Source organism: Bacillus infantis (assembly GCF_050107595.1).
Classification (GTDB): domain Bacteria; phylum Bacillota; class Bacilli; order Bacillales; family Cytobacillaceae; genus Bacillus_AB; species Bacillus_AB infantis_C.
On record NZ_JBNILH010000007.1, the window covers coordinates 105076 to 131301 of the forward strand.

General features: G+C 45.3%; 34 protein-coding genes and 2 riboswitches. Of the genes, 6 read left to right on the plus strand and 28 right to left on the minus strand.

Annotated elements, in window-relative coordinates; translation table 11 throughout:
- Positions 1–215: 215 nt before the first annotated feature.
- The 4 genes from ACQCVH_RS15620 to ACQCVH_RS15635 form a co-directional block, all read right to left on the minus strand.
- On the minus strand, positions 216–1820 hold the full coding sequence (locus ACQCVH_RS15620; RefSeq protein ID WP_426836576.1) for a DUF4179 domain-containing protein: 1605 nt from the start codon (positions 1818–1820) through the stop codon (positions 216–218).
- Positions 1798–2364 (minus strand): RNA polymerase sigma factor, encoded by a 567-nt coding sequence (locus tag ACQCVH_RS15625; RefSeq protein ID WP_426836577.1) that lies wholly within the window; start codon positions 2362–2364, stop codon positions 1798–1800. The genes ACQCVH_RS15620 and ACQCVH_RS15625 overlap by 23 nt, the downstream gene beginning before the upstream one ends.
- Positions 2365–2494: 130 nt before the next feature.
- On the minus strand, positions 2495–2968 hold the full coding sequence (locus ACQCVH_RS15630; protein WP_426836578.1) for a hypothetical protein: 474 nt from the start codon (positions 2966–2968) through the stop codon (positions 2495–2497).
- On the minus strand, positions 2965–3174 hold the full coding sequence (locus ACQCVH_RS15635) for a helix-turn-helix transcriptional regulator (protein ID WP_426836579.1): 210 nt from the start codon (positions 3172–3174) through the stop codon (positions 2965–2967). Before ACQCVH_RS15635 ends, ACQCVH_RS15630 begins: the two co-directional genes overlap by 4 nt.
- Before the next feature lie 168 nt (positions 3175–3342).
- Here ACQCVH_RS15635 and ACQCVH_RS15640 point away from each other — a divergent pair, with 168 nt between their 5' ends.
- Positions 3343–3930, plus strand: coding sequence for a YhcN/YlaJ family sporulation lipoprotein (locus ACQCVH_RS15640; RefSeq protein WP_426836580.1), 588 nt, complete (start codon positions 3343–3345; stop codon positions 3928–3930).
- 65 nt (positions 3931–3995) lie between these two features.
- Here ACQCVH_RS15640 and ACQCVH_RS15645 read toward each other — a convergent pair whose 3' ends face one another.
- From ACQCVH_RS15645 to ACQCVH_RS15700, 12 genes are all read right to left on the minus strand, one after another.
- Positions 3996–4730 (minus strand): Type 1 glutamine amidotransferase-like domain-containing protein, encoded by a 735-nt coding sequence (locus ACQCVH_RS15645; RefSeq protein WP_426836581.1) that lies wholly within the window; start codon positions 4728–4730, stop codon positions 3996–3998.
- A 16-nt stretch (positions 4731–4746) separates the two neighbouring features.
- On the minus strand, positions 4747–5367 hold the full coding sequence (locus tag ACQCVH_RS15650) for a YdcF family protein (RefSeq protein WP_426836582.1): 621 nt from the start codon (positions 5365–5367) through the stop codon (positions 4747–4749).
- A gap of 119 nt (positions 5368–5486) precedes the next feature.
- Positions 5487–5729, minus strand: coding sequence for a hypothetical protein (locus ACQCVH_RS15655; RefSeq protein WP_426836771.1), 243 nt, complete (start codon positions 5727–5729; stop codon positions 5487–5489).
- A gap of 233 nt (positions 5730–5962) precedes the next feature.
- Positions 5963–6463 carry a GNAT family N-acetyltransferase gene (locus ACQCVH_RS15660; protein WP_426836583.1) on the minus strand — a complete coding sequence of 167 codons (501 nt, stop codon included), beginning with the start codon at positions 6461–6463 and terminating at the stop codon, positions 5963–5965.
- Positions 6464–6477: 14 nt separating this feature from the next.
- Positions 6478–7839, minus strand: coding sequence for an MATE family efflux transporter (locus ACQCVH_RS15665; protein ID WP_426836584.1), 1362 nt, complete (start codon positions 7837–7839; stop codon positions 6478–6480).
- 519 nt (positions 7840–8358) lie between these two features.
- Positions 8359–8622 (minus strand): hypothetical protein, encoded by a 264-nt coding sequence (locus tag ACQCVH_RS15670; protein ID WP_426836585.1) that lies wholly within the window; start codon positions 8620–8622, stop codon positions 8359–8361.
- A 73-nt stretch (positions 8623–8695) separates the two neighbouring features.
- Positions 8696–9466 (minus strand): 3-oxoacyl-ACP reductase, encoded by a 771-nt coding sequence (locus ACQCVH_RS15675; RefSeq protein ID WP_426836586.1) that lies wholly within the window; start codon positions 9464–9466, stop codon positions 8696–8698.
- A gap of 13 nt (positions 9467–9479) precedes the next feature.
- Positions 9480–10973: an acyl-CoA reductase gene (locus tag ACQCVH_RS15680; protein WP_426836587.1), complete on the minus strand. Its 1494-nt coding sequence runs from the start codon at positions 10971–10973 to the stop codon at positions 9480–9482.
- Positions 10936–12039 (minus strand): LuxE/PaaK family acyltransferase, encoded by a 1104-nt coding sequence (locus ACQCVH_RS15685; RefSeq protein WP_426836588.1) that lies wholly within the window; start codon positions 12037–12039, stop codon positions 10936–10938. The genes ACQCVH_RS15680 and ACQCVH_RS15685 overlap by 38 nt, the downstream gene beginning before the upstream one ends.
- Positions 12002–13357, minus strand: coding sequence for a solute carrier family 23 protein (locus ACQCVH_RS15690; protein ID WP_426836589.1), 1356 nt, complete (start codon positions 13355–13357; stop codon positions 12002–12004). The genes ACQCVH_RS15685 and ACQCVH_RS15690 overlap by 38 nt, the downstream gene beginning before the upstream one ends.
- Before the next feature lie 13 nt (positions 13358–13370).
- Entirely contained in the window at positions 13371–13877 is a 507-nt protein-coding gene (gene thiW / locus ACQCVH_RS15695) for an energy coupling factor transporter S component ThiW (RefSeq protein ID WP_426836590.1), read from the minus strand.
- A 75-nt stretch (positions 13878–13952) separates the two neighbouring features.
- Positions 13953–14063, minus strand: a riboswitch (TPP riboswitch).
- A gap of 235 nt (positions 14064–14298) precedes the next feature.
- A riboswitch (TPP riboswitch) is annotated at positions 14299–14409 on the minus strand.
- 56 nt (positions 14410–14465) lie between these two features.
- Positions 14466–15071, minus strand: a complete 606-nt coding sequence (locus ACQCVH_RS15700; RefSeq protein ID WP_426836591.1) for a DedA family protein — start codon at positions 15069–15071, stop codon at positions 14466–14468.
- Positions 15072–15294: 223 nt separating this feature from the next.
- Here ACQCVH_RS15700 and ACQCVH_RS15705 point away from each other — a divergent pair, with 223 nt between their 5' ends.
- Positions 15295–15549: a hypothetical protein gene (locus tag ACQCVH_RS15705; protein WP_426836592.1), complete on the plus strand. Its 255-nt coding sequence runs from the start codon at positions 15295–15297 to the stop codon at positions 15547–15549.
- A gap of 77 nt (positions 15550–15626) precedes the next feature.
- Here the strand turns inward: ACQCVH_RS15705 and ACQCVH_RS15710 are convergent, their stop codons facing one another.
- Entirely contained in the window at positions 15627–16472 is an 846-nt protein-coding gene (locus tag ACQCVH_RS15710; protein WP_426836593.1) for a manganese catalase, read from the minus strand.
- A gap of 234 nt (positions 16473–16706) precedes the next feature.
- Here ACQCVH_RS15710 and ACQCVH_RS15715 point away from each other — a divergent pair, with 234 nt between their 5' ends.
- A complete protein-coding gene (locus tag ACQCVH_RS15715; protein ID WP_426836772.1) occupies positions 16707–17078 on the plus strand; it encodes a hypothetical protein in 372 nt (123 codons plus the stop codon).
- Between the two features lie 248 nt (positions 17079–17326).
- Entirely contained in the window at positions 17327–18310 is a 984-nt protein-coding gene (asnA, locus tag ACQCVH_RS15720; RefSeq protein WP_426836773.1) for an aspartate--ammonia ligase, read from the plus strand.
- A gap of 65 nt (positions 18311–18375) precedes the next feature.
- Here asnA and ACQCVH_RS15725 read toward each other — a convergent pair whose 3' ends face one another.
- The 4 genes from ACQCVH_RS15725 to ACQCVH_RS15740 form a co-directional block, all read right to left on the minus strand.
- Entirely contained in the window at positions 18376–18855 is a 480-nt protein-coding gene (locus tag ACQCVH_RS15725; RefSeq protein ID WP_426836594.1) for a GNAT family N-acetyltransferase, read from the minus strand.
- A gap of 29 nt (positions 18856–18884) precedes the next feature.
- A complete protein-coding gene (locus tag ACQCVH_RS15730; RefSeq protein WP_426836774.1) occupies positions 18885–19634 on the minus strand; it encodes a hypothetical protein in 750 nt (249 codons plus the stop codon).
- 83 nt (positions 19635–19717) lie between these two features.
- Positions 19718–20050, minus strand: a complete 333-nt coding sequence (locus tag ACQCVH_RS15735) for a hypothetical protein (RefSeq protein ID WP_426836595.1) — start codon at positions 20048–20050, stop codon at positions 19718–19720.
- Positions 20050–20448, minus strand: a complete 399-nt coding sequence (locus ACQCVH_RS15740) for a hypothetical protein (RefSeq protein WP_426836596.1) — start codon at positions 20446–20448, stop codon at positions 20050–20052. Before ACQCVH_RS15740 ends, ACQCVH_RS15735 begins: the two co-directional genes overlap by 1 nt.
- An 82-nt stretch (positions 20449–20530) precedes the next feature.
- Between ACQCVH_RS15740 and ACQCVH_RS15745 the strand changes: the two genes are divergently transcribed.
- Entirely contained in the window at positions 20531–20758 is a 228-nt protein-coding gene (locus ACQCVH_RS15745) for a hypothetical protein (protein WP_426836597.1), read from the plus strand.
- A 1-nt stretch (position 20759) separates the two neighbouring features.
- Here ACQCVH_RS15745 and ACQCVH_RS15750 read toward each other — a convergent pair whose 3' ends face one another.
- The 3 genes from ACQCVH_RS15750 to ACQCVH_RS15760 all read right to left on the minus strand — a co-directional run bounded on the left by ACQCVH_RS15750 (position 20760) and on the right by ACQCVH_RS15760 (position 21590).
- A complete protein-coding gene (locus tag ACQCVH_RS15750) occupies positions 20760–20954 on the minus strand; it encodes a hypothetical protein (RefSeq protein ID WP_426836598.1) in 195 nt (64 codons plus the stop codon).
- A gap of 109 nt (positions 20955–21063) precedes the next feature.
- Positions 21064–21228, minus strand: a complete 165-nt coding sequence (locus ACQCVH_RS15755) for a hypothetical protein (protein WP_426836599.1) — start codon at positions 21226–21228, stop codon at positions 21064–21066.
- Positions 21229–21341: 113 nt separating this feature from the next.
- The gene (locus ACQCVH_RS15760; RefSeq protein WP_426836600.1) at positions 21342–21590 is read right to left on the minus strand and encodes a hypothetical protein; all 249 of its coding nucleotides are present in this window, start codon (positions 21588–21590) and stop codon (positions 21342–21344) included.
- A 159-nt stretch (positions 21591–21749) separates the two neighbouring features.
- On the opposite strand from ACQCVH_RS15760, the gene ACQCVH_RS15765 reads away from it, so the two are divergent.
- Positions 21750–21998 (plus strand): YueH family protein, encoded by a 249-nt coding sequence (locus ACQCVH_RS15765; protein WP_346992523.1) that lies wholly within the window; start codon positions 21750–21752, stop codon positions 21996–21998.
- Positions 21999–22215: 217 nt separating this feature from the next.
- On the opposite strand, the gene ACQCVH_RS15770 is transcribed toward ACQCVH_RS15765, so the two are convergent.
- The 4 genes from ACQCVH_RS15770 to ACQCVH_RS15785 form a co-directional block, all read right to left on the minus strand.
- Positions 22216–23682 (minus strand): DHA2 family efflux MFS transporter permease subunit, encoded by a 1467-nt coding sequence (locus tag ACQCVH_RS15770; protein ID WP_426836601.1) that lies wholly within the window; start codon positions 23680–23682, stop codon positions 22216–22218.
- A gap of 30 nt (positions 23683–23712) precedes the next feature.
- Positions 23713–24291: a TetR/AcrR family transcriptional regulator gene (locus tag ACQCVH_RS15775; RefSeq protein ID WP_426836602.1), complete on the minus strand. Its 579-nt coding sequence runs from the start codon at positions 24289–24291 to the stop codon at positions 23713–23715.
- Positions 24292–24404: 113 nt separating this feature from the next.
- On the minus strand, positions 24405–25322 hold the full coding sequence (locus tag ACQCVH_RS15780) for an ABC transporter permease (RefSeq protein WP_426836603.1): 918 nt from the start codon (positions 25320–25322) through the stop codon (positions 24405–24407).
- The gene (locus tag ACQCVH_RS15785; RefSeq protein WP_426836604.1) at positions 25319–26185 is read right to left on the minus strand and encodes an ABC transporter permease subunit; all 867 of its coding nucleotides are present in this window, start codon (positions 26183–26185) and stop codon (positions 25319–25321) included. Before ACQCVH_RS15785 ends, ACQCVH_RS15780 begins: the two co-directional genes overlap by 4 nt.
- Positions 26186–26226 lie beyond the last annotated feature (41 nt).

Sequence of the window (26226 nt, forward strand, 5' to 3'; positions counted from 1 at the left end):
CATCGTCAAAATGACGATAACTGCCCCGGCTCCCCATAGAAGCGGGCGAATCCAATGAAATCTCTTTTTACTGCTTTCTTTCATGAAAATCCCCCTATCGCCGCATATACAAATCAAGATACTTTATATACGTTTTGACAAGCAGAAAGTTGCAATTTTTCCCAAAATCTCCCCAAAAGAAAAACAGGCTGCTGAAAGCCTGCTTTTCATTCTGTTTATTTAAATAACGGCACCTTCCACTCTTTATCTACTGGATAATAACGCGTGCTAGATATGAGATGCAATGTCAGTTCTTCCGGCTCTTTCTCCAAATCATAAGCTTTGAGTTGGAGAGAAGTTTTGAAACGCCCATTTTTATCTTTTTCATTTAAAATTGAACCGCTGTGATAAAGCGGAAAAACATTTCCTTCCTCATCCGTCATCACCCATGACCCAAAATCAGCGGAAGGTACTTCCTTGCCACCCTCCATCTCGATCTCAAAATAGGTTTCTTTTTGAATTGGCATCAGCGATTTGCGCAGCGAGTAATCATTTTTCTTCTTTGCTTTTTTTATTGTTACATGATTGCCTTCGTATTCAAAGCTGACTGGTTTCTTCCGGAGATCATCCGGTTTAACTTTTATGGAAAAATCGGCTGGCAGGGTTTTAATTACGCCATCGAGTACAAGAGCATACCTGCTTCTGTTTTTTTCCGGGATAAATGATTCATTCCAGCGTACACCCCCAAGTTCATCCAGATCTTTGCTAGACCCTGATATGAAGCCTGCATTGCTGGGATGGGCCTGCCCCTCAGCAAAGGTATTATGCTTATAAACAGCTTCATTCTTTTCATCCACAATATGATATTGAATAGCCGTTCCGAATCCAGAGAACATTCCAACATTTTCCTTGCCAAACTTCTTTTCAAGGTCTTTAATCCTGGCTTCCACTTCAGCTTTTTCCTCTTTCGTGAATGATGTCTCATAGATCAGCTCGTTTGAAGAAGGAGCAAATTGCACTTCCTTCAGATCAATGGCGACTCCATTGGAAGTGGTGCTATGCTTATCAAGCGCAAGCCTGCTCGTATATTTTTGCCTTTCTCTCAGGTCAACAGGCACTTCAACATTCCAGTTCCCCTGCTTACCGTTAAGCTCCTTAAGATCGACTTTAACCACGACCTCTTCTAGACCGGTCCGATCCCTCAGCGAAAATTCTATCAATCCATACTCAGATCCCTCTGTCCAGCGCATTCCGTAGCCTTCGATTTCTTTACCGTCCTGATCATAGGCTGCGATCCTGTTTTTTGTGTCATCCATATTGATACTGGTATCAAGCGGTTTGCCGTTTGAATCCAATACTTTAAAAGAAAGCGCAATTCTTGATGTATCCGCGACTACATCCTCTATTTTGAACGTTGTGTTCTGATCTGTTGCGGCAATATTCACCCGCGTCGCCATTCCCTCTTGAGATGCCAGCCTCAGACCGTCATCCACCTCATTGGAGGAAAATAGCCCGCCGACCCAGTCTGCAAAGCCAGGGACCGTGCTGATTCCTGCAGCCAGGAGCAGTCCGGCTGCCGCTGCGGCCATCCGTTTCCCTGAGACAAACTTTCTTTTTGGTCTGTATGATTCAAGCTGCCCAATGATGACATCTGCAAAATCGTCGGGAAGCTTCGGCATCTGCAGGGTTTCTTTCATGAATTCAGCTTCATGTTCAAATAAACCAGCAACTTCAGCACAAGACTGACAGCCTGCGATATGGCCTTTCAGTTCAGACTGTTCCTTTTCGGTTAAAAGCTGATCGGTATATTGAGAGATTTTATCCGCCGTTGGACAATTCATTATAATAGCCTCCCTGTTTTTTGACTGTTTCCCTCATTTTCTTTTTGGCCCTGTGAAGCTTGTTCCGGACCATGGATAAGGGCATGCCTGTCGTTTCTGCAATTTCCTCATATGGCAATTCATTGGCATAGCGAAGGAGTATAATAATCCTTTCATCCTCCGGCAGTGTGCTGATCAGCTTTTCCACCTGCCTGTTTTGCTCTTTTTTCAGAAGAATCACTTCCGGGTGCTTTGTGTTGACGGCAGAGGCCTCGTTTATTTCCGCCTGCTTGATTTGGGAGCTTTTCTTCCTGAATTCATCCATGCAGTGATTCACCGCCACCCGGTAAAGCCAGCTGGAAAATGCCCCTTTCTGGTCATACTTGCCAAGCTGATTGTAAATTTTGATAAATGCCTCCTGGACCAGATCCTGGGCATCCTGCGGGTTTTTTGTCATCCTCAGTATCGTTGCGTACAAAGGATTTTTGTATTTATTGATGATGTGCCCGTAAGCCTGCTTGTTTCCGGCCAGCACCTGCTTTATCCAAAATGCTTCCTCTTCCATATGTACCTCCCGTTCCTTCCTGTCCTTTTGTCCGATTCTTCTATAATAACGGAAACAGATGTAAAAAAATCTCATCTTTTTTCAAAAAAAAATAGCAGCTGCAGGATATTTGCAGCCGCCTTACTATTTTTCACAGACTTTTTCGTATGGACAGATAATAAGAAAGCATCTGAATGGCCGGGATCAGCAGAATGATCAGAATCGGGTAGAACGGGACTTTATCCGCGAGCAAAGGATAGAAAAGCATAAGGGCCGCTGTGAAAGGCACCGCAAAATACAGCGAGATATATGAGCTTCTGCAGGCTCTGGCAGTCATCATTTTTTCCCGTTCATCCTGTTCCTCGAACTCAGGCGGCAGGAGAAGCAGAGCACTTATACTTGACCGCTTTTTCTTGTTCTTGCTGTATAGAAACCAGCTGATTACTCCCCCTATCAGCAAAAAAACTGCAACCGGCGTGAAATTAATTGTCAGTGACCAGGGCGGCTCAGGATTCCGCAGCACTTCCGCAAACTGGGTCTGGGCATCGTACATTGCAATCATGGCCCAGGCAAACAGGGCATATAAAACAAAGCTTAATAAAACTGTCCGATTCGTTTTCATCATTCTTCCTCCTTTAATAGCCAGAATACTTCTTCCATCTTCAACTGGAATGTCTCACATATCTTTAGGGCAAGCAGCAGTGACGGGATATAATCCCCTTTTTCAAGTGCCGCGATTGTCTGCCTCGTCACACCGGCAGACTGGGCCAGCATTTCCTGTGTCCAGCTGTTTCTCGCACGGAGTTCTTTGACACGATTGCCGATTTCCATAGTGCACCTCATTCACCATCTCTTTGTTAAGTCAGCTTAACATCTTCAAGCTAATTGTATAGTAAACTTAACATTATGTAAAGCATATTTAACATTATTTTATGTTGATGTATAACTTTTTTGTTTTTGGAAAAATTACTCACGAATATATATTTAGGAGGTATTTGAATGAAAAAATTAAAATGGCTTTTAATAGGCGCCGCTGCATCTGTACTGATTACCGGCTGTGCCTCAACCAACCAGGGCAGCCAGGATGGAAATGACGGCCAATCCGGCACATTATCCATGAGGAATGTCACTGACAGCGATGCAACTGACAATGACATTAACTTAATGGACGACGAACAGAATAACAACAAACAGTATAACAATGGACTGAATGACAACGGGCAGAACGGCAATGAACAGAATGGCAGCGATCAGAATAATCTTCGCAATTCAGATGAAGCCCAGCAGAAAGTTGAAGCCATGAAAGAAGTTGATAATGCAGTAGTCATTACAGCCGGAAGCAAAGCATATGCAGCTGTAAAGCTCGCAAATGGGGATGGCGATGTAAATGAAGAAATGAAAAAGAAGGTTTCAGATCAGGTTCAGGCAGCAGATCAGAATATCAATGAAGTATTTGTTTCAAGCAATCCTGATTTTATGGAACGTATGCGCGGATATAGGGATGATATTCAGAATGGAAACCCTGTAAGAGGATTATTTGATCAATTTTCCGAAACGGTGCAAAGAATTTTCCCTGAATCTCGATAAAATGAAAAAAAGCCTGCTTCCTAACAGGAAAGTGGGCTTTTCTACATCTATAATCTGGCTGCATTTCAACCGGTATGACCGTTTTCTGCCTTGCTAATCCCTGATTCCGCAAGATAGACACTATCCAATTTTGTTTCCAAAACTTCATTCCCCTTCGCTTCTACATAATAGGCGCTGCTGTTCTTTCGTGAACTGACGGATTTATATAAGATTTCATCCACAAAATGGAGTGCAGTTCCGTCATCTGCTGCATAGCCAGGCTTCATGAGCGTTTCCCTGATATGCTGCCTGTAAGCTGACTTTCTCTTATTCTCCCCGTCATAATGCGGGCAATGGCTGCCTTTTAGGATGCCCAGCCCCTTTATGCGATATAGCGGCCCGTTAAGCGGATCTGTAAGGCCTTCTTCAAACCAGCAGATGCTCCCTGCGCTTATGCCAGCCAAGATGATCCCTTCTTGATAGCATTGGATCAGCAGCTCATCGAGCCCCCATTCTTTCCAAAGAATCATCATATTGCGGGTATTCCCGCCTCCAACGTAGATGATATCCTGTCCAAGCAAAAACTCCTCTGCGTCATTAAAGTTTGGCTCAAACAGCGAAAGATGGGCCGGGATGCAATCCATGTCCCCAAATGCCTCATAAAATCGGTCTATGTAGCTTTGCTGGTCCCCGCTTGCTGTGGGCAGAAAGCATATTTTTGGTTTCTTATTTTGCGACTGCCCAATGATATATTGATCAAGAAGGAGGTTTTCAGGTTCCATGGAAAATCCGCCTCCTCCCATTGCGATGATCAGCCTCATTTTTCATTTCCTCTCTTTAAGAATCTGAAATCTCAACTTCAGCGTCTGTGATGATGCCTTGTTTGACATAGTAGATCAGTTTTTCCGCTTCCCTCTTTGCCCTCAGCCTGCCTGCCTCTGACTGCTGCCAGTTCCCTTCCTTTGTATGGATATCATCCACAGGGCAAAGAGAGTATTGTATCCAGTCCGGCATATAGGTTTTCATGGTCAGATGCGCCCTTCTTATATGGTAGGAAGCTGTCACGACCAAAATCCTTTTTATTGTGTGGAGATTGAACTCCCGGTCAAGGACCAGCAGTGAGGCAAGCACATTTTCCTTTGTGTGGAGAGATTGATCTTCTATTAAAATATCTGCTGCCGGGATTCCAAGTGCCAGAGCTTTCTCTTTTAAAAGCTCTGCCTCACATAGCTTAGACGGTGCCCACACAACACCGCCGGAAAAAAGAAGCTTTCCTGCCCTGCCGCTCCGGTATAGCTCCAGCGCCTTTGGAAGTCTGTATTCAGCAGCCTTGCTGCTCCCCAGGACGAAAATGCATTCTCCCGATGCTTTGTCATCCGCGATATTTTTATAAAGAAGATCCCCGACCTGCCTGTCTGACAAATGATTGAAATCAAGCTTTGATATTCGTGTTTTCATGGATTGCACCTCTTTATTTGCTAATATACTATTCTCCAGCCTGACTGAAATTCCTGTCATATTTATATTTTATGTAAGAAAGGCAGGCTGCGCTTCCGCCGTCCCGCCTTAAGCCTTTTTTAATAATAGTATGGGTAAGGGGGATAGGGGTAAGGATAGCCGTATCCATACGGGCCTGCGAGCGCGCTTCCTAAAAGCAGGCCTCCTGCAAGGCCTCCAAGGAATGGAAAACCGTAGCCAAAGCCAAACGGGCGGCCAAAACCAAAGCCAAACGGACGCCCAAATCCGAATCTGCCGAACCCTGGCCTGCCAAAGCCAAAACGGCTAAACTCTCCATGATAAGCTGTTTCAGGGCGATACATAAACTGCTGATGATTCATCATACCTTCTCCTCTCATATTCTATCTTTAAATTCCATTTGAGGGGCAGCAAACATAGATATTAAAGCCCCCCTCTTCGCATAGGTTTCAGTCTAGAATATGTCAGAGAACGCCTCTTTGAATAGACATTTACCCAAAACCCGGGAGAAATGACAAATTCTTTTCCTGTCAATAGAAATAAGAACCTGCTTAAAACAGCAGGTTCTTAACAGGAATTATTCTAACAGTTTTGCCATTATATATTCATCATGATAGTTACCATCAATGAATAATGAGTCTTTCTTGACACCTTCAATTTCAAATCCAGCTTTTTTATATAACGCAAGCGCCCTTTCATTTTTACTGACAACTGAAAGCTCAAGTCTGTGCAGGCTGGCTTCCATCGCCCAGCTGTCAAGGTTCTGAAAAAGCCTGTAGCCGATTCCTTGTCCTCTATATTCTTTTCTGATGCCTATCACAAGAGCAGCGGAGTGCCTCACCCTTCCGGCATTTCCGCCATTGACAATCAAATAGCCAGCCAGACGGCCGCTGACTTCTGCTGCGAAAATGACGGAATTATTACGGCCGGAAAGCGCCTCGATCATCCTTCTTTGAATGTCCGTGGAAACGTTTCGTTCCCCTGGCCCATATAGCATAAATGATGATTCATTTTCCACATCTTTAATAAGCTCGGCAAAAGCTTCTCCATCCTCTGGTACAAGCTTGCGGATTTTCATGTTACTTCCTCCGATTATACCCCTTCTGCTGGAGCGAATTTTTTCTTCTGGATATAAATCAGCCTTGCTGACAGACAGATGCCTGCTGCCAATAGACCGGCGGTAAGCCCGATCCAATAGCCCGGGGCACCAAGGCTGGTATAATGGGCCAGCCCATATCCAAGGGGCAGGCAGATCAGCCAGTAGGCAATAAGCGTAATGATGAACGCAAGATTAACATCCTTATAGCCCCTTAAAGCAGCCTGTGCAGTCGCCTGGATGGCATCTGAAATCTGGAAGAACAAAGCATAAATCAGGAAATGTGCCGTCAGGGAAATCACTGCCGCATCATTGGAGTAAAAGCCTGCAACCTGGTAGCGGAACAGGACAACAAGAAGGCCAGTGACAAGGGCAATGGCAATGGACAAGTAGATTCCGATCCAGCTGTATGCCTTCGCATCTCTATTCCTCTTAGCCCCCACCTCATAGCCTACCAGCACAGTCTGCGCCATCGAAATGCTGATTGGAATCATATAAAGGAAGGAAACGATATTAAGTGCCGACTGATAGGAAGCAAGCGTCTCCACGCTGAAACGGCTCAACAAAATGGTCACAACCGCAAACATGCTCGTTTCAAAAAAGATCGACAAACCCATCGGAACCCCGATTTTTAAAATTTCCTTGCATTGGGACCATGAGAAGTCTCCCATATTAGAAAACACCTTAAACACGGCAAATGGCTGCTGTGTTCTGATAATGAAGATTGTCAGGGCAAGGATTACCCAATAGGTGGCAGCAGTAGCATAGCCTCCTCCTGCCCCGCCAAGCTCCGGAAAGCCCCAAAAACCAAAGATCAGGACAAAATTCAGGAAGAAGTTAACAGGAAGTGCACACAGCAGAATCACCATGACAACCCGCGTTTTACCTAGAGCATAAATAAAAGACCGAAGGACATTGAACAGAAATAGCGGGATAATCCCAAAGCTCAATCCTATCAAATATCCTCTTGCGGTCTGTTCAACACCGCTCTCTAAATCCATTCTATCCAAGATTGGGCCTATCAGGAAAGAACCGGCCGCAATGACAGCCAGTGCAATCATGACGGCAAGATACATGCCATTCTTGACAACTGACGCAACTTCTCCTTGCTTTTTCTCGCCAAACCGCTGAGCCGCGATCGGAGAAACAGCCAGAAGGATTCCGCTCAGCCCTGTAAAAACAGGATTCCAAATCGATGACCCGATAGCTACCCCTGCAAGATCGGAAGCACTGTATTTACCTGACATAATGGTATTAAAGAAAACCATTGAAAACATCCCAAGCTGGGTAATCAGGATGGGGATCAATAAAATGAAGATTTGTTTGATTTTTTCTTTTACTGTAAAAGTCTGATTCATGATGGTACTCCTTGGAAATGAAAGTCACAAGGATAATTATAAGCTAAACAAAGCATCAGCGGGCGGAAAAAATGTAATTGTTAGAAAATCTCCTGAAAAGATGGGCTGGCTGATGCTGTAATAGCTTTTACCCGTGTTTGAATAGCTCTTGTCAATCAAATTTTAGAAGCCTGTTGATTGGAGTGGAAGGCACGCAGACTCCTGCGGGAAGCAGCGGCAGGGCTGAGACCTGCATGAGCGAAGCGAAGAGGAGGCTCAGCGCCGCCCCGCGGAAAGCGAAGTGCCTGGAACGGAAATCAGCTGCCCTATTTATAAAAAAAAAAGACTGCTGCAGCAGACTTTTCTAATGACTGTTCCTATTCTCAAAATAAACCCAAATATAATAGATAGCCCACATAATCAATATCGGCAATATAGCATAGCTGCGGAAAGGAGGGTACAAGAGCATTCCATTCCTGCAAGCAGTGCCCATGGGGCTAATAGTAAATATTTCTTCCAATGCCTCTGCCTTCCCTCCTGCTAATTCCCTGTTTCAGCCGGCTTAAGATATTTTGTGAAGTAGGCTCCGGCCAGCAGCAGAATCATGGTCATCATCCAGTTGAAAATCCCGAGCCAGCCCATCCAGTACGAAATAAGATTGACTATTGCTATCAGGAAGAAACAGATGGAGGTTAAGGCGCTTTTGAAGCCGGTAATACCTGCTTCTTTTCTTTTTTTTATTAAAATGGATATTGAAACAGGCAGACTAATAAAGAGTATAATAGTCAGCAGGATCGGTATCATAGATATCCTCCTCTTTCTAACAAAATGCTGATTGTCTGTACTAACTATTATACGGACCAGCCCGGAAAAGGTTTCATCCGCCCATGACCAGGCCGCCATCAACATACAGGCACTGCCCTGTCACAAAGCTTGAGAGCGGGGATGCGAAATATAGAACAGCATCTGCAATATCCCCCGGGGCTGCGAGGCGCTGCATCGGAGTGAGTTCAATGATGCTGTTCCTTACATCCTCCTTTGTCCCGGCGCTTGAATCGGTCGGATAGGTCAGCCCTGGGGCAACTGCATTCACAGTGATTCCAAAACAGCCAAGCTCCTTCGCGAGATTTCTGGTAAATCCGAGCAAGCCTGACTTGGCGGTTGTATAGTCATGATAGGGAATCACCGGTAAACTCACAAGGTTGCTCACAATATTTACAATACTGCCGCTCATCTGCTCCTTCATATAGGGAATGGCTGCCCTGGATACATTGTAAGCAGAGCGGACGCTCCCTTCCCACTGCCGATTGTAGTCGTCCCACTCAAGCTCCCAGGCTGCCTTGCGTTCTTTAGGATTAAAAGAATAATGGCTTAAGGCATTATTGATGACCGCATCGATGCCTCCATAATTCCCGGTAATATCATTCATCATCCTGTTGACCTGCTGCTCATCAGTCACATCTGCCTGCATGGCAGCAGCCTGGCCGCCCGACTCCCTTATTTCCTTAGCGGCCGACTCGGCGGCCTCCCTGCTGGAAAGATAGTTAAGGATGATCAGTGCTCCCTCAGAACCCATCTTCCTGGCAATTGCCCTGCCGATTCCCCGGCTCGCACCGGTAACAAGGACCACTTTGTTTTTAACAAGCACGATTTCCTTCCTCCTATTCAACATCAGGATCATAGCGTTCCATATCTTCTTCCGCATTTCTTTCAATATCTATGACTCTTGCAAGCGAGAGCAGATTAAAGCTGCCGTCATGATGCCAGCCCGGCTTTGCCCTGTTCATCTCGCCAACCGGGCAGATTCTGCTGATTCCCGCATCACCGAGTTTGGCGCTAATATCCATCAGCCTGTCAGGCAGTACCGCCAGACCGCAGGACTGCATATACTTTTTATAGGGCTTAAGCCCGCCAATGCATCCTTCCAGTTTCGGGACAGAAAAAATATGAACAAATCTATTTAAAGGGGATGCTTCAAAACCGCTGCCTTCATGAAAAACGACTGTCCAGCCTGTATTCATTCCGCCTTTATAAACTTGGGTGCTGCTGCCTTTCAGTTTTTCCAGTTCATATTTCCCCCTTGTTCTTTGGATGGACAGGTGCTCTTCTTCTGACAGAGCTGACCTGCGCCGCTTTTTTTCGTACCGGGCAAGCTCTGAGCCGAGCAGCTGGGCGAAACGTCCAGGCTCAACCGTGCCTCCTACTTCTATGTAAACAGATTGCGGAGAAAGGCAGCCCTGCTGGTCATAGATGCATATATCCTCAGCAAGCCTGCGGGCTGTCCTGGTATACAGATCAGGAGTCAGGGCTTCTTTTCCGATCATGCTGATACTGATTTTATGCCCATATGCAAGAAGGCGCTTACCATCCGGAAGCCTCTGTTTTATGCTATTTACTGTCTTATCTGATCCGTATACAATAACAGCTTCGGCTAGTTCAAGAGCCGGCGCTTCCATCTCGTATTTTCCTCCAGGCCATGGAAGAATCGCCGCGGATTCTGCCAGATTTTCATCTATCTCTGCCAGGGACTTCAGAAATAACACCGGCAGGACTGGCTCAGAGAAAGAGGTTTTACCAATATGGGCAGATTTCATAAGGAACCCCATAATCAGGCTCCATAGCTGGACACCCGGAACATTGCCGGAAAACACATGAAAAATCAGGTCCGGACCATAAGCTCTGCTCAACCCTCCCGACTTTCTTGGCCGGAATTCGTCCAGTATCTCCGGAGAATCAAATTCTTCTTCCAGGAAGCGCAAAAGCTCTTTTTTCCGGAAGGTTCTCATATATCTTTTCAGCTCCAGCCGGATCATTTCACTGTCATAGCCCGTAACGGCAGGAAGGAGCTTTTCCGCCAGCTTTCTCAGATGATAATCAGGATCCAGCCATAGCTGGACCGCTGCATCAATTTTGCTGACAATGCTTGCAACCGGCAAATCTTTGAGGTATTGACTGCGCTTGTCCAGTACAGCATCAATTACTTTTACCATTTCCTCACCGCTAAATTCGGGATATTTGAGGGAGAGCGTATCTCCTTCCACCTTAAAAATCTTTCCTTTTACAATAGTTGGCTTGATTGATGCCGGCAAATGAAAAATATCGACTGTTTCCGCCACTTTACCGGCCACCCCTGGAAAGAAGCTGGTCTGCTGCAATGGAACAGCCTCTTGCTTCAGAACCCTTTACTCTGCCGAGCAGCTTGAAACCGTACCCTGTTTTTACCCCAAGATCTTCCGTCAGGACAGCCAGGCATGAATTCCAGTTGGCCAGGTCATAGTGGGCAAGCACTCCCGCCTCTCCTTCTTTTACCGGTTCCAAAGTGCCTGGGTGGAGTATTCTCGTCTTCAGCCAGGCTGGACCGCTTTTATCGGTTAATGCCTGTCTCCCCAAATGCCTGGAAAGAATCGTCTGATCATAATTCTGAGAGCTGAGCTCCGTCATGCCGTACATATTGATTTGCATATCCTTTTCTATTCCAAAGAAACGTTCATAAAGAACAGTCATTTCTTCCGGGGTTATTTCCCTTGCCTGGCCTTTGAACCCGCCAGTATCAAATATTCTGCTTCCATCAGCCAGAAGGAGAGACTGGTCCATTTCTTTCATATAATCCAAGAAGTGAACAAAAGCAAATGTCGCTCCCATAATCAGGACAGGCTCTCCCCTTTCTGCCATCCGGCCGAGCGATTCTGCTGCTCCTTGAAAGTCGAGGGACTCTCCATTGTGAAAAAAGCGGCTGTACTCATTGCCATAATAAAAGACAGCATTGGTAAGATAGCGGGAGAGAGAAGAGTTTTTGTTATACTCGTCTGATGGAGACAGGACAAAAATGGCTATCTTTTCCTGGTCAGGCAGTACAAATTTTTTGAAAGGGTCCTTCATAGAGAGATCCCATAAGGATAAATCCGGGTGATAATTTTCCCCCTTAGCATCAGGATTGGTTGTCCCGCTGGTCATAAAGACTGCTTCAGCCTCTTCAGGGGGTTCGCAGGTTAATGTCAGATCTTTAAAACCCTGAACCGGCATAGGGGGAATCTCTTCCCATGTGTGCACAGTAATGGGAGTCTTCCTCTGCGCCTGGCAGAATTTCTTATAGAATACGTTATTCTCATACTGATAGCGGAAAAGTTTAAGCGCCAGCATGCCAAAGGCGTCATCAGAATCACTCCCCCCTTCAATAAAATCTTTAATTTCTGCTATCAATCTGATCGATTCTTCTTTCATTACTTGCCGCTCCTTTTTTAAACAGATTAGGGAGGTTGACTAAAGCCAGCTGCAGAATGATGCTGGTGAATGCTCCTATCAAGATACTGTTTGTCAGGAATGTCCCTGCTATCCCTGCCGCATTCACAGCATATGCCGGCAGCGAGATGGCCAGCAGCATGGAAAGCCCGACAATCATATAATTGATTTGAGTGGCTTCCGCCTTCGCCAGGATCGAAATTCCTGTGAACACAAGTGTAGCGGCAGCCGGCAGAAAGATTCCGCCGACAACAGGGGCCGGCGTCAGAGCCAGGAGTGCGCCCGCTTTAGGCACAAGCCCGAGCACCAGGAAGATGACAGCAGCAGCCATGACCGGGTATCTTGAGCCGACCCCTGTCAAGCGCAGCAGGCCGACATTCTGTGCATAGGCAGTTGTCGGAAATCCGCCGATTAAGGCTGATACAAAAGAACCGGCCGACTCTCCGGCAAAACCGCCGCGGATCCTTCTGGCCGTCAGCTCGGTTTTCAGCATGGCAGAGGATGCCTGATAAACCCCCATTGCCTCTATAACGGCCACTAGATACGCAATGAAAAAGGTCAGGAAGGCTCCCCATTCAAAGGTAAGTCCATAGGGCAGAAAATGGGGAAGCCCGAACCAGGCACTTTCCTTTATCATAGAAAAATCAGCTTTTCCCAGCGAGAAAGCAAGAGCATCACCTGCAATCAAAGCGATCAAAAACGAAAAAGACTTCCAGAGGCCTTTTCCAAACAAAGAAAGGCCAAGGACAATCAAAGCTGTTGTTATCGATAGCAGCAGGGTTGATGGACTGGCAAACCCCTCTTCACCCGGTGAGCCACCTAAAAATTCATGCAGAGTGAAGCCGGCGAGCGATATCCCGACCAAAAATATAACGGTCCCGGAAATGACTGGAGTAAACAGGGCCCTCAAGCGCCCCAGCACCCCCGTAATGGATAGAAGGAACACAATTGCTGCGCTGGCCAGGATGCCCCCGGTTGCTGCAGCAAGCCCATTCGCTTTCCCTGCTGAAATCATAATGCTATCAAAAGCTGCTGATGGTCCCTGAATGATCGGGAGTCTGACCAGCTTTGTCGCCTGTATGAAAGTGACGATTCCGGCTGCAATGAAGATGCTGTTCACCATATTGGCCGATAAAGCAAATGGCAGTCCGATCATAGCTGACACAAAGATCGGATCCAGCCAGACATTCGATACAAAAACATGCTGAAGCCCATATAAGACGGTTTTCCCCGGGGGAAGCTTTTCTTCCAATCCTATTACTATCTCATTTTGGCCCGATTCTGTTTTTCTCTCGTCCATTTTTCCATCCTCCTCAACCTTTATTTTGAAATCCTTCAAAAATTGGCGCCCTTTTTTTCGCCAGGATAGCTAAAACGAGGATTCCCAGCAGTGCTCCGATAATCGAACTGAAGATAAATAGCGGGATAAAGCCGAAGAGTGCAGCTTTTTGTCCCAATATCCAAACAGCAATCGGATATGACAGCAGCGCCCCGATAATGCCGGTGCCAATCACTTCCCCAGTAAAAGCCATCGACAGCTTTTTTGTCCTGCTGTACAGAAGCGCTGCAATCAATGCGCCTGCCATGCTTCCGGGAAAAGCAAATACAGAGCCGGTTCCCATCAGATTCCTTAGCAGCGAAATGCATAAAGCCTGTGCCACGGCATAATAAGGGCCAAGCAATACGGCTGACAGCACATTCAGCATATGCTGGATTGGAAATGCCTTTGCAAAGCCAAGCGGAATATACAGCATGCTGCCCGTCAATGTTCCGACTGCTGCCATCATTGCAGCCAGCGTTAATTTCTGTGTTTTTCCCATAAAAAAACCCTCCTTGCACGTTTTGCACTGAGGGAAAGGAAGCTTAGGAATCACAGGAAGGCTTTTTTCAGCCAGCATAAGAAACCCGCACTTCCCTCCGCCGGCATAACCCGGATCAGGTATAAGGGTTAGGACCGTAACGGGCCCACTCTCAGCCGGACTACTCCGGCTCCCCCAGTGCTATTATGTATTAAGTTATCTTGGATACCAGGCTGTTTTGGATTTTGGCAAACAGGTTCAGAATTCTTAAAATGAATTCCTGGCCATATTTTTGTAAGGACAGGAATCTGTTTATCGAGAAGGAACTGCTGCAGTTTCCCATTCTCTAATGAGGTACTCCTTGAAAAGACGAATCGTTCACCAATAAAAAAGCCCAGTCCACTTATGACGGGACCAGGCTTTTGCATACATAAAAAAAGTAATGTTGCTCATTCTACTTTCCTACGCTGGCATGATCCAGTTCAGGTCCAAAGGGTTAAAAAACATCGGTTTTCCTCTCAGCCCGCCTGTGCGGACACCCCTAGCAGTCATACAATATCCAATTAAGAATCATCATAACTTTGTTCCTGGCAAAAGTAAAGGCATTGTTTATTTTTTCCTCCGCCTGAACAAAAAGACAGCTGAGCCAATTACGGCCAGGGCAATCAGCATATATACCACATCAGAGTACATCCCCAGATATTCCAGTGCTGTTTCCCATGAATCGCCAAAGGCTGCCCCAATATTCACAAGGATTGTATTCCAGATCAGTGTACCGACGACTGTATATAGCATAAACAGCGGAAAATTCATTTTCGCCATCCCGGCAGGAATGGAAATAAGGCTTCTAACCAGCGGGATCATCCGGCATATCAGGATTGTCCAATAGCCGTAGCGGTCAAACCACCCAAAAGCTTTATCAAGATCTGCCTTTTCCAGGCGGAGGAAGCCTCCCCACCTGTCTATAATTCTCTCAAGCCTGTTTCGGCTCAGAAAAAAGCCCGCCCCGTAAAGCAAAGCAGCTCCCACTGTCGAGCCAAGGGTAGCCGCAGCAATTGTCCCGAAAACTGTAATACTTGTTTGCGCAGTCATAAAACCGCCAAATGTCAGAATAATTTCTGACGGGATAGGTGGAAAAATGTTCTCAAGCGCAATCAGCAGGAAAATTCCTGCATAGCCGAATTGTTCAATCACATCTTTAATCCAGTTCTCCATAATACCTCCCAAAGTGAAAAAAAGCATATCAGTTAATAAACGTTATCTTCTATTTCCACCCCTTCAGGAAAAGGGAATTTCAATCGGGCAAGCCCAGTAAGCTGAAATTAGAATAACTCATCCTGCGAAATAATCAACTAATAACCCGCACAGAGCTAAAAATAAGAACATTCGTTCTTTGTTTGAATATATTTTATTGATATTCTTAAAGAGGAGGATGTCAATGAAAGCTACCCCTGATGCTTTTGCCTGCATGGCACGTTATCTTACGGAGGATGATGAGGCAGCTGAAGAGCTATGGTTAAAAGTACTTCTTGCTGCTAAAAGAAACGGGATGGGTAATGACCGGGAAGCTATATTGCCTGCTGCAGTGGAATCATTAAGGATACTGATGAGGAAAATGAAATCATCCGAACCTGCAAAAAATCCTGCAGCTTATTTTTACGTTGTTATTGACCAAAAGCTTAAGCTGCTTTAGAAGGCTTTGGCTGATTACTTGCTATAGACCAAAAGATCCGCCAATAAATAAAGGCGGATCTGCAGCTTCAAGAGATATTAAAATTGTGATGGAGGCGGTGTCTGTCCAGCAGGCATTGTACCATGAATATAAATTGGACCTGGGGCCAAGACTGGGATCTGCCCCATCGGCTCGGGGTTTTCAATATATTCGAACTGCCCCTGGCCATCCATGCTCGGCCCTTTTGCCCACCGGCCTTCTGCACTTTCTGTTCCCTTCGAGCAGTTCATGAATGAATAAGATACTTCCTGCTTTTCCTGCTGGCGGTTAAATGTGCCTGGCACAACCTTTCCTTCCCTTGCTTCAAGCTCTGAGATTGCTGCGAGCCATTGGTTTTGATGCATAGTGTCTCGAGCAATCAGGAAGGACAGCATGTCCCTGACCCCTCGGTCTTCTGTCATTTCATAAAGACGGACCGCCTGAAGGCGCCCTTGAGACTCGGCATTTAGGTTCGCGCGGAAGTCAGCCAGCAGATTCCCGCTTGCCACTGTATAGCGGGCTGTCCACGGATACCCCATGCTGTCGTCAGGCTTCGCTCCGAGCCCGGAAACAATGGCATGCTGCACGTTCATTCCGCCCATTGCAGCTCTGATGATTGGATCCTGTGCAACTTCATCCTGTTCTTTAACAGGTGCTTTATCAAGCAGCTGGGCAATCATAGTGGACAGCATTTCAACATGAGCGATTTCTTCAGTTCCGATATCAAGAAGCATATCGCGGTATTTTTGGTCTGCCCGGCAATTCCATCCCTGGAAAAGGTATTGAATCATAACGCTGATTTCACCGAATTGACCGCCAAGGATTTCCTGCAGCTTTCTCGCATAGACTGCATCCGGCTTTTCTGGCTTTGCATTGTATTGAAGTTCTTTGACATGATAGAACATTTTTTCACCTCTTCCTTAGTTTCATCTATATTTTTTCCAGAAGAACGGGATTAATGCATTGATAAATGTTCGAATTACATTTGCCTTGTCCCTCTAATAAGGCTCTCCATTTCCTCAGCAGGTAAATATAGCAAGTGTATCCGGCCAGCATTACACCACCCATTTTGAACATACTAATTTAGGTGACAACCTATTCAAGCCTTGGAGGGATAAAGAATGAACCAGCCGCAGAATATGAACCCGGGTCAATTAAACATTTCCCATACACTACAGCAGACCCAGGGAATGGGCCAGCTTAACGCTTGCCGTCAGACAGCGCAGCAGCTGATCCAGCAGACACAGCAAAGCAATCAGCAATATCGCCAGATGCTTCATCAGGAACAGCAGAACATTCAGATGCTTCAGCAGATTCTGGCTCATGAACAGCAGGCCGCCCAGACAATCCAGCAATCGCTCCATGCACACGAAGTCGCAATTCAGCAATGTCAGCAGGTTGTTCAGATGTGCAACCAGCTTCAGCAGGAAATGTCTGGTCCATTTATGGGGACACATCATAGTTCTTCTCAATATACAGGAACACAGTTTCCTGGGAATTTTTCGCAATAGCTGCTTTTTTAGGCTCTGCATTCTGCAGGGCTTTTTATTTTGATGACTCATCATTGTTAAATCCTGACTGTATATAAGTATATTTAACATGTATTTCATCCAGCTATTTTGTTAAAGCTTCAGCTCTTTAAAGGAAAAAAAGAACATTTGGTTCTCTCCATACATAATTTAGAAAGCGGCCTATTTATTAATAATGAAGGCCTTAATGGAGGTGCCCATAAATGAATAACCGACAGCTCGTCCCGCAATTGTATGCCCCTGCTTTAAACATGATTGAAACTGAAAAGGCAATTAAATATGTAAAGGATGACTTTGAAGGGAGACTCAGTGAGAGACTTAATCTGACAAAGGTATCAGCGCCGCTGCTTCTTGAAAGCAAGACCGGAATCAATGATAATCTCAATGGGATAGAGAGGATGGCGACTATTGATGCTAAAGATCTTGGGGAAACACTAGAAATAGTCCAGTCACTGGCAAAGTGGAAAAGAATGGCCCTTGCCCGTTTTCACTTTTCAGATGGTGAAGGCTTGTATACTGATATGCGGGCGATCAGAAAAGACGAAGAGCTCGATCTGCTCCATTCAATATATGTAGACCAATGGGATTGGGAAAAGGTGATTCCGAAAAGTAAAAGAAACAAGCAGACACTGAAGGCTGAGGTTATTTCAATCTATGAAAGCATCAAAGAAACAGAAAAGCAGCTTTTCCTTGCCTATTCTCATTTGGTGCCTGTTTTACCAGAAAACATTAGCTTTATAAATTCACAGGATCTTGAAGACATGTACCCTGATCTTCCGCCAAAACAGCGGGAAGACAGGATCGCAGAAAAGTTTGGCGCCGTCTTCGTCATGAATATCGGCGGCACTCTGCTTTCAGGCAGCAAGCATGACAGCCGTTCCCCGGATTATGATGATTGGAGCCTGAATGGTGATCTGATCTTTTGGTACGCACCGCTAAACAGAAGCATTGAAATTTCTTCCATGGGTATCCGGGTTGATGAGAAATCACTCAGAAGCCAGCTCAAAGAGTGCAGAAATGAGGAAAGACTAGAGCTCCCTTTTCACAAAGCCCTCATTGATGGCAAGCTTCCTTTCACAATCGGCGGAGGCATTGGCCAGTCGAGACTATGCATGTTTCTGCTTAAAAAAGCTCACATTGGCGAAGTTCAGGCATCCGTGTGGAACAGCAGGATCAGGAAAGAATGCCAGGAAGCCAATATCCCGCTTTTATAAACAATGACATAGACGGTGACAGGCACCTATACCAATCAGCCAACTGGTATAGGTGCCTGTCACTGCTATTCACTGCTATTCAGCTTCAAACAATAAACCGGCTCTGGATGATGCCCTTCTTCAACTTCCCCGGTCGGTATAAAGCCAGCTTTTTCGTACATTCTAATGGCTCTGTCATTATCATGGATCACTGTAATATAAATCTCACTGCAATCTAATGACTCTGCCATCTCATCAATGACGGCCTTCAGGACGGTACCGCTGTATCCTTGCCCTTGATATTGATGGCCGATCATCATACTGATCAATTCATGCCACTCTGTTTCCTTCCTGAAGCCGTATGAAGCAAACCCAATCAGTGTACTGCCATCATAAATAGCTCTAGGCGTATACCCAAACACCTGGCAGGCGCCAAGGAAAAAGGCGTTCGATCCTACCCATCTTTCATAAATCTGGTTCCGTGTTTCCTGCACTTCATCTGATTTGAGATTGATTACATCATAGAAGTTTTGTTCAGTTACTTCCGTAAGTCTGATTTCCATCATATCCTCCAGTGGTGGCAGGCACCAGTCTATTATTTATCATTTCCAAGTGACATATAAAGCTCCAGGGATTCTTCCAGAAAGCTTCTATCAAAGCCTGTCTTCTGATGGATCCGGTCCGCCCATTCATCGATTCCAGCCAGAGGGGGATCATATACCAGCCCGTCATCTGTGCTGAGGAAACTTTCCCAATCATAAAACTCCCAATGGGCCGTTTCACCTGTAAGGGGAACGCGGCATTCCAAAAGCGGTTTAGGATGAATCTGGCGGCTTGAATGCCCGGCAGCAATCCAGAATTCATCTCTGTCGACCGGCTCCAGATGATACGTTTGGAATGACTGCTTTCCGCCCGGCCTATGATAGGTGATACCTGCTGCATTGCCGCTGCTTTTAATTTCAATGCCTGCCGCCGGGAAATACCCTTTTAGCGGTGCTTTCGTGTCTCTATCAATCAGTACAGGCTGCAGCCACTGGTCGCCCAGGTCGCATAAATAGCGGCTGCCATTTTCATCCTCGGCCACAACGGCGGCATGGGCCTTTTCTGAATGCAAGCTGCTTCCGACCGGATAGGCCCTGATTCCTTCTCTATCAAATTCGTTAAGCAGCCAAAGGGCAAGATCAAAGCAGTTTCCAGTGATCCCAAACTGCTCCCGCTGCTCTTTCATCTGGGAAACTTCCCTTTGCCCGATCCCTTTATGGTGCAGCCACAGTTTAGTAAGCGTCTCCATCGGGAAGATGTCAAATCTTTTCCATACAGACAAAATGCTTTCAGGTGCTTTCATCATGCCACTCTCCTCTAATTGTCCGTTTGCTTAATTCGACAATCACAGAAGAATTTCCTTTAAAAGCCAAAATAAAAAACCGGCTATTGGCCAGTTTCACTAAAATCAGCGCTTTCTTCTGCATACATTTCCATATTTCCTTCTTCCCCATCTTCCTGCAGAAGCTTGGCTATCCAATCAGGAATCTCTTCTCCTCCGTTCTTGTGGAACACTTCGGTTATATCCTTTTCTTCCAGCCGTGACAGGATATCATGGATATCATTATGGTCCCCCAGTACATTGCCGAATCCCTGATTATGTTTCTTCAAACTGGTAAAGCCGGCTGGAAAGCTGTTTCCGAAATTGACGCATGAAGCATCCTCGATGGACCCGATGTGAATGCTGTTGATTTTAAACAAAGGAGAGAAATATCTCATCAAAGTTCCTCCGTTCCCGTGTTGCTTTCCATGGCATATGGAGTCTCTTTTCCATTAATAAAGATACGAATGCCGGCATCACCGCTGTGTTTTTCTGCTGCTTTTGTCTGGCTGGCATTTTTCTTTTTCCCTGTCTGTACCTTTCGTTTGTTTGCTGGCGTGTAGAAGCTGTTTCCGAGATTCATCATCCCGCTCAAGCTTTTAACATCAATCCTGTCGAGAAAATAAGAAAGCTGATCCAGCTGGAAACTCTCTATATTCACTTCATTTATCTCCAAGTGGATGTTATGCCCGCTGGACTTTTCTTTTTCAAGCTCTTTTAAACGGATCTCCACATCAGCAATGCGTCCGTTCAATTTTCCCAATATGGCAATAAGAGCTTTTTCATCCAATTGCATAAAAGTTCATCCTTTTTAGTGTCACATCTTCTGCTTTTGAAGGCATATGGTAAAAGGGGCATAGAGAATGGGGGGAGCAAGCATGAAAAAAAAGATTGGACCTGCAAAAATTCATTTTAAGGATATTTTTATCGGACAATTCTCTGACAGCTCTGGCATATTCATGGGCAAAAACAGACAGAAAAATTGGTCCTCCAATATGAATGGCACCTCTGGATTCGGGTCTATAGCAGGCTATCGTAATAAAATATTGGGTAACATTCATCTTGTCCAGACAGACCGCAAAGAGAGAGAAGAAAGCCACAAATAGGTTAGGATTCCTCTCTGCTTCTGGCCGCCCATGTAAAATTCCGGCTGATTATATTCCCTTTTCCCGCCACCTTCCCAAAACCTTCTGAATTCTTCCCGGTATGCTGCCAGTATACTGGTGTATTCTGTCCATAGAATATCCCGGAATTGTTTTTAATCTGATTCACTTTTAATGTTTTAAATCGAATATTTGTCAACAATCTACCCCCAAAGCCGCCTTTTTCTTCATCTTATTTTGCCGGCAAGGAAAATATGCGCCTCAACGTAAAGCTTTTCAGGATAAAATAAAAAGCCATACGAAATGGCTTAAGGATCCTGCTCATCTTGTTCTTGCCCTTGTCCTTCTTCACCATCACTCCCATAAAAAAAGGCATCCATAAAGTCGCTGTCATCAACGATATTGACATTATAGGCTGAAAGATTCTGGCATCCGGTCACCGACCCGAAGCCTGTATTATCCTTCCTTTTCACCTGCCACCCGGATTGTGTATTGTCTCCCGTAAAGATACCCGAATTGGCAGCCATGGAGGTTATATGGATGTTATTGAATTTTATTGAGATATTTCGTAGAGCTGACTTCATCTCTATATCTGTGAGACAGGCTGAGGATTAATGTTTTCCGGCTGGGTGATCGGCGTATCCGCAACATCCGGATCATTGACAAAGCTTAAATTGCCAAGAGAGGCAGCGTTGATATATACCCCATTTCCAGTATTCAATTTCCCTTGAGCGTTCCAGTCAGGCTGGCTGTTCTGCCCCGTGGAAATGATGGAATTGGATGACATACTAATAACATTAATCTGATTAAAAATGACCGAAACAGGCAATTCCATCCCTCCTTTCTGTTTGTAATGCTACTATATGCATGATTAGGACGGTTTGTGTGACCCGGGCCCAGTGGCAGTTACAGAAGCTTCCATCCCGAATATTCGATTCTGCATCCAAATGATGCTACAATAGATGAAACGGCTCATAAGGGAAGGATGACCAATTTGATAACCTCTTACGAGAAAATAACCATTTCAGGAAATAAGTATGCCGAGGTCTTCCTGAATATAACGGAGGACAAGCGATTCATTATTTCCATACCTTCCATCAGCTGGTCTGCCGAAATCAGTCAGCTGGATGAACTGAAAGAACAATTCAAGCATCTCCAGTCCTCGCTGAATTTCCATATGTTTGAAGGGAACACGGAAGAGCTTGCTGCCGCCATTATCAAAGAAGCAGAAAAACATATCTGATTCTCTTTTATAACCGCCTGGCAGAGTGACTCTGTTAGGTGTGTATACATCATGAAAATTCCCCGGATTTCTCACCCCTCTCTTTCTTGAAAAAACCTTACTCAAAGCTCGGAAAAAGAACTATCCCTGCTTTTTTCATTTTGTCTTCTCAGTCTATGCAATTGCAGTTCTGTATATATGTAAAAGAAAAAGCCCGGAAATGTCCGGGCTTTTCCTCTTAATTAGAGCTTTCCTGCTGCTCAACCTTAACGCGCTTAATAAAGAATGAAGCAATCAGTCCCAAAATGGCCACGCAAATGGCAAATATAAATGCATTCTGGATGCCTGCTGTCAATGACAGCGGCAGTAATGCAGGATCCTGAGGGTTTGCTGCTTCTTCCATAAAGCTCTTTTGCCCAGCTGTCATGATGGAAATCGCAACAGCTGTTCCGATTGCACCTGCTACCTGCTGAAGGGTGTTCATGATAGCCGTCCCATCAGGATATAGCTCAGGCGGCAGTTCATTGAGGCCATTTGTCTGAGCCGGCATGAATACCATCGCAATACCCACCATCATAAAGATATGCAGCATTACAATATAGCCGGCTGACGTATCATTTGTTATTCCGGAGAACGCAAACATGACGATTGTGACGATCACAAGACCGCTGCGGACCAGCCATGTGGGACCGTATTTATCGAACAAGCGTCCCATTACAGGCGACAGAATCCCGTTTACTACTCCTCCGGGCAGCAAAACTAGCCCAGCCGCAAATGTAGTCAGCAGAAGTGAATTCTGCAAGTAAAGAGGAAGCATGATCATTGAAGATAATATGACCATCATTGCGATCAGCACCATCAGCAGGCCTAAATTGAACATAGGGTATGAAAAGGTGCGCAGATTGATCATAGGCTGTTTCATCTTTGTCTGTCGGATACAGAACAGAATAAGACCGACCACTCCCAGTACAAGGGCAATGATTACCTTCGGACTGCCCCAGCCTCCTTCTCCTTCACCGGCACTGCTGAATCCGAATACGATTCCGCCGAAACCGATAGTCGATAAAAGGATGGACAGCAGATCGATCTTTGGCTTGGTAGGGGTGGAAACATTCTGCATATAAAATAGTCCAAAAATGAGAGCTAAAACAAAGAACGGCAATGAAATCCAGAAAATCCAATGCCATGTCAGATTCTGCAGAATTAATCCTGATATCGTCGGTCCGATTGCAGGAGCGAACATGATGACCAGCCCGATGATCCCCATCGCCCCTCCACGCTTATGCGGCGGTATGATGACAAGGATCGTATTGAACATGAGCGGCAGAAGAAGCGCTGTTCCGATTGCCTGGATGACGCGAGCCAGCATCAGGATGCTGAACACAGGGGCGACTGCTGCAATGAATGTCCCAATGATTGAGAAAACGAGCGATACTGCAAATAGCTGCCTCGTCGTAAACCATTGCAAGAGCAGTCCTGAAATCGGCACTAATATCCCAAGGGTCAATAAATACCCTGTTGTCAGCCATTGAACGGTAGCTGCATCCGTTTCAAAAATCACAATAAGATCCCTGATTGCCATATTCAGGGCGGTTTCACTGAACAGGCCGATAAATCCTGCTATCAGAAAAGAAATAATAATAGGAACCGCTTTGATATCCTTTAATGCATTCGGCGCGGCTGCGCCTTGGTTAGTACTTTGCACAATGATTCTCCTCTCAACTTCTGCGCTGCTTTACTGGACTCTGAATACATATGTAAAATGTTCAGCTATATTCCGCAGCGGCTTGCCATTTCCATAGGTGTTAGAAAGCATGACCGCCCCTTCAATCATAGAGCTCACAAGCAGGGCCAGGTCCTTCGACCTCTTTTCAGAAAATCCGGAAAGCAGCAGTTTTTCTTTGTACAGCGATTGCCATTCTTTGTAAGTTTCCTGACAGGCCTGCCGGATTGGCTCACTCGTCAGAGCCGTTTCCGAAGCAATCAGTCCGATGTGCAGGCCGCTATTTTCATGGCTCAGGGGCACATCAAAGTATGAAGCAATTTTTTCGGCATGATAGCGGAAGGCTGCTGCCGCATCTTCAGAAGATGCCAGCTCTTTCTTTATCATCGTTTTTATTTCATTTCCAACATGCTTAACAGCTTCCACTGCAATCTCCTCTTTGCCGCCTGGAAAATGATAATAAATTGACCCTTTGGGAGCCCCGCTTACCTCTATAATTTCATTCAATCCGGTGCCATTATACCCCTGGCACTTGAATAGATTCGATGCCGCACACAAAATCGACTCTCGTGTCTTTCGCTTACCCTCCAAAATCATTCTCCTTTCGGAAAAATTATAACAACCGGTCTAGATAAATTTATGGGAATCCGCCAAGAAAGTCAACAAAACAAAACTGAAAAAAGCACATTTTTTAATGTGCTCTGTTATATATGAGTTGGCCTGTTAAGTCTTTTCCTATCTTTCAACCCTGCAGACAGCAGATAGAACGATACCAGCAGCAGAACATAAGCTGCAAGAGGGAAGAGGATGATCCACTGGGAGTGGTACAGAAAAGAACGCGACTGTCCTATAAGGCCTGACCACTCATTGGTTATCGATAAATAAATGGTGGGAAAATACTGCTTTTCCGTCCCGCCCAGGAATAAATTGAAGATTCCCAGCTGTCCAATGATATGGAGAACCTGGATGCATTCATTGACAAAAATTGCAGAGAAATCAGCTCGCAAAGATGGAAAAATATGTTTTTGCGAAAGATGAGCATTATTGCCTCCAAGCGTCTTTGCTGCCTCAACGTAAGCCATTTTTTTAAGCTCAAGCGTCTTATTGAAAATAACATTGTATACCCCATTGATGCCAAGTATGGTCAAAAGGGCACCTTGTATAATGGTAAGTTGAAAAGCTGAAAGCTTAGGTTCAATATTGATGCCGAGCATGATGAAATAGATAATGATAAATATAGGGATCCCGCTGAACAAGGAAATGTTCATGTGTTTAGTACCCGTTTTTTTTGTTCGGATCCCCTGAAAGATCCCTAACGCTGCTCCAATCACCAGCCGCAGAAGGGCCACACCTATCACAGTGAAAACAGTATATTTAGCACCATGCAGCAGTAGGGTCAATATATCATAACCCCATTTATCTGTCCCAAAAGGATGCTGCTCAGAAGGCGGAAACGGCGAACTCACTAGTTTCCTGTTTCCTTCTTCATCTATGATATGGTCGATCTTTTTTGATTCGTTCACATCATAGGGTGCAAATTCTGGCCCGGCTAGTGCGGCCAGCAGGAAGAAGGCAAGCATCAATAACCCTGCGGCTAGTGGAAGATTCCTCCTTTTTTTCATCTCTGCAGCCCCCTTTCAGTCAGCCATAACAATAGCTTTAAAGTGTATAAAGAAACGAGATATAGTAAAAGAAGGCTCAACAAGCATAGAATGACCAAATTATACTGATACCCAAATTGAATCTGCTGGACAAACAGGAGCGCTGTGATTCCCCTTGTGTTATACAAGTATTCAATAATGAAAAGATTCCCAAGCATAATGCTTAAAATCTTGTGAAGATCGGCTTTCAAGAAAGGAAGCACATTTGAAAATACATGGAAGAGATAGATACTCCCCTTTCGTAAGCCCTTTGCTTTGGCAGCCAGTATGTAATCTTCTCCTTTAACTTCATGGCTCCGCTCTGACAAGGAGCGAAGAAGATAAAACAATGGAATGATAACAAGAGTAAATATAGGCAGAAATATAGCCGGCTCACTCATTGAAGAAGAAGCCACCTTTACTGTCTTTATTCCGGTTTCTTTGTGCACAAATACCGTTAGCAGCTGCAAAAGCAGAACAAGTATAAAATCAGGCAGCATTCCAATGAAACCGAGAACCGCATTCAGCAACCTGCCTCCTTTTTTCCATAAAAACACACCAAATACAACGGACAGAATGACAGCAATCACCGCACTTAAAGTCAGATAGAGAAAGGAAGACAGCCAATATGGGATCAAATCCTCAAGGAGCGGCCTTTCCCGCTCTCCCTGCAAATATAGCCAGGATTCCCCTGACTTCAGCCCTTGAATAAAATCACAGATTTCGTCAATCATTGGAATGATACTGAATACCACCTTCGCATCTCCATTATGGAACCCGAGAGGAAGCACTGCCAGAATTATAATGAGCACCACACTCGTCAAGCTACGAAAAATAGTCGCCATAAGTACTCCTTCTTATGTATAAAGTCGGTTTCTATTATATA

Bases quoted from the DNA above. Each gene is read 5' to 3' on its own strand.
- ACQCVH_RS15620 (WP_426836576.1), bottom strand. From the start codon at position 1,820: ATGAATTGTCCAACGGCGGATAAAATCTCTCAATATACCGATCAGCTT.
- ACQCVH_RS15625 (WP_426836577.1), bottom strand. From the start codon at position 2,364: ATGGAAGAGGAAGCATTTTGGATAAAGCAGGTGCTGGCCGGAAACAAG.
- ACQCVH_RS15630 (WP_426836578.1), bottom strand. From the start codon at position 2,968: ATGATGAAAACGAATCGGACAGTTTTATTAAGCTTTGTTTTATATGCC.
- ACQCVH_RS15635 (WP_426836579.1), bottom strand. From the start codon at position 3,174: ATGGAAATCGGCAATCGTGTCAAAGAACTCCGTGCGAGAAACAGCTGG.
- ACQCVH_RS15640 (WP_426836580.1), top strand. From the start codon at position 3,343: ATGAAAAAATTAAAATGGCTTTTAATAGGCGCCGCTGCATCTGTACTG.
- ACQCVH_RS15645 (WP_426836581.1), bottom strand. From the start codon at position 4,730: ATGAGGCTGATCATCGCAATGGGAGGAGGCGGATTTTCCATGGAACCT.
- ACQCVH_RS15650 (WP_426836582.1), bottom strand. From the start codon at position 5,367: ATGAAAACACGAATATCAAAGCTTGATTTCAATCATTTGTCAGACAGG.
- ACQCVH_RS15655 (WP_426836771.1), bottom strand. From the start codon at position 5,729: ATGTATCGCCCTGAAACAGCTTATCATGGAGAGTTTAGCCGTTTTGGC.
- ACQCVH_RS15660 (WP_426836583.1), bottom strand. From the start codon at position 6,463: ATGAAAATCCGCAAGCTTGTACCAGAGGATGGAGAAGCTTTTGCCGAG.
- ACQCVH_RS15665 (WP_426836584.1), bottom strand. From the start codon at position 7,839: ATGAATCAGACTTTTACAGTAAAAGAAAAAATCAAACAAATCTTCATT.
- ACQCVH_RS15670 (WP_426836585.1), bottom strand. From the start codon at position 8,622: ATGATACCGATCCTGCTGACTATTATACTCTTTATTAGTCTGCCTGTT.
- ACQCVH_RS15685 (WP_426836588.1), bottom strand. From the start codon at position 12,039: ATGAAAGAAGAATCGATCAGATTGATAGCAGAAATTAAAGATTTTATT.
- ACQCVH_RS15690 (WP_426836589.1), bottom strand. From the start codon at position 13,357: ATGGACGAGAGAAAAACAGAATCGGGCCAAAATGAGATAGTAATAGGA.
- thiW (WP_426836590.1), bottom strand. From the start codon at position 13,877: ATGGGAAAAACACAGAAATTAACGCTGGCTGCAATGATGGCAGCAGTC.
- ACQCVH_RS15700 (WP_426836591.1), bottom strand. From the start codon at position 15,071: ATGGAGAACTGGATTAAAGATGTGATTGAACAATTCGGCTATGCAGGA.
- ACQCVH_RS15705 (WP_426836592.1), top strand. From the start codon at position 15,295: ATGAAAGCTACCCCTGATGCTTTTGCCTGCATGGCACGTTATCTTACG.
- ACQCVH_RS15710 (WP_426836593.1), bottom strand. From the start codon at position 16,472: ATGTTCTATCATGTCAAAGAACTTCAATACAATGCAAAGCCAGAAAAG.
- ACQCVH_RS15715 (WP_426836772.1), top strand. From the start codon at position 16,707: ATGAACCCGGGTCAATTAAACATTTCCCATACACTACAGCAGACCCAG.
- ACQCVH_RS15725 (WP_426836594.1), bottom strand. From the start codon at position 18,855: ATGATGGAAATCAGACTTACGGAAGTAACTGAACAAAACTTCTATGAT.
- ACQCVH_RS15730 (WP_426836774.1), bottom strand. From the start codon at position 19,634: ATGAAAGCACCTGAAAGCATTTTGTCTGTATGGAAAAGATTTGACATC.
- ACQCVH_RS15735 (WP_426836595.1), bottom strand. From the start codon at position 20,050: ATGAGATATTTCTCTCCTTTGTTTAAAATCAACAGCATTCACATCGGG.
- ACQCVH_RS15740 (WP_426836596.1), bottom strand. From the start codon at position 20,448: ATGCAATTGGATGAAAAAGCTCTTATTGCCATATTGGGAAAATTGAAC.
- ACQCVH_RS15745 (WP_426836597.1), top strand. From the start codon at position 20,531: ATGAAAAAAAAGATTGGACCTGCAAAAATTCATTTTAAGGATATTTTT.
- ACQCVH_RS15760 (WP_426836600.1), bottom strand. From the start codon at position 21,590: ATGGAATTGCCTGTTTCGGTCATTTTTAATCAGATTAATGTTATTAGT.
- ACQCVH_RS15780 (WP_426836603.1), bottom strand. From the start codon at position 25,322: ATGAAAAAAAGGAGGAATCTTCCACTAGCCGCAGGGTTATTGATGCTT.
- ACQCVH_RS15785 (WP_426836604.1), bottom strand. From the start codon at position 26,185: ATGGCGACTATTTTTCGTAGCTTGACGAGTGTGGTGCTCATTATAATT.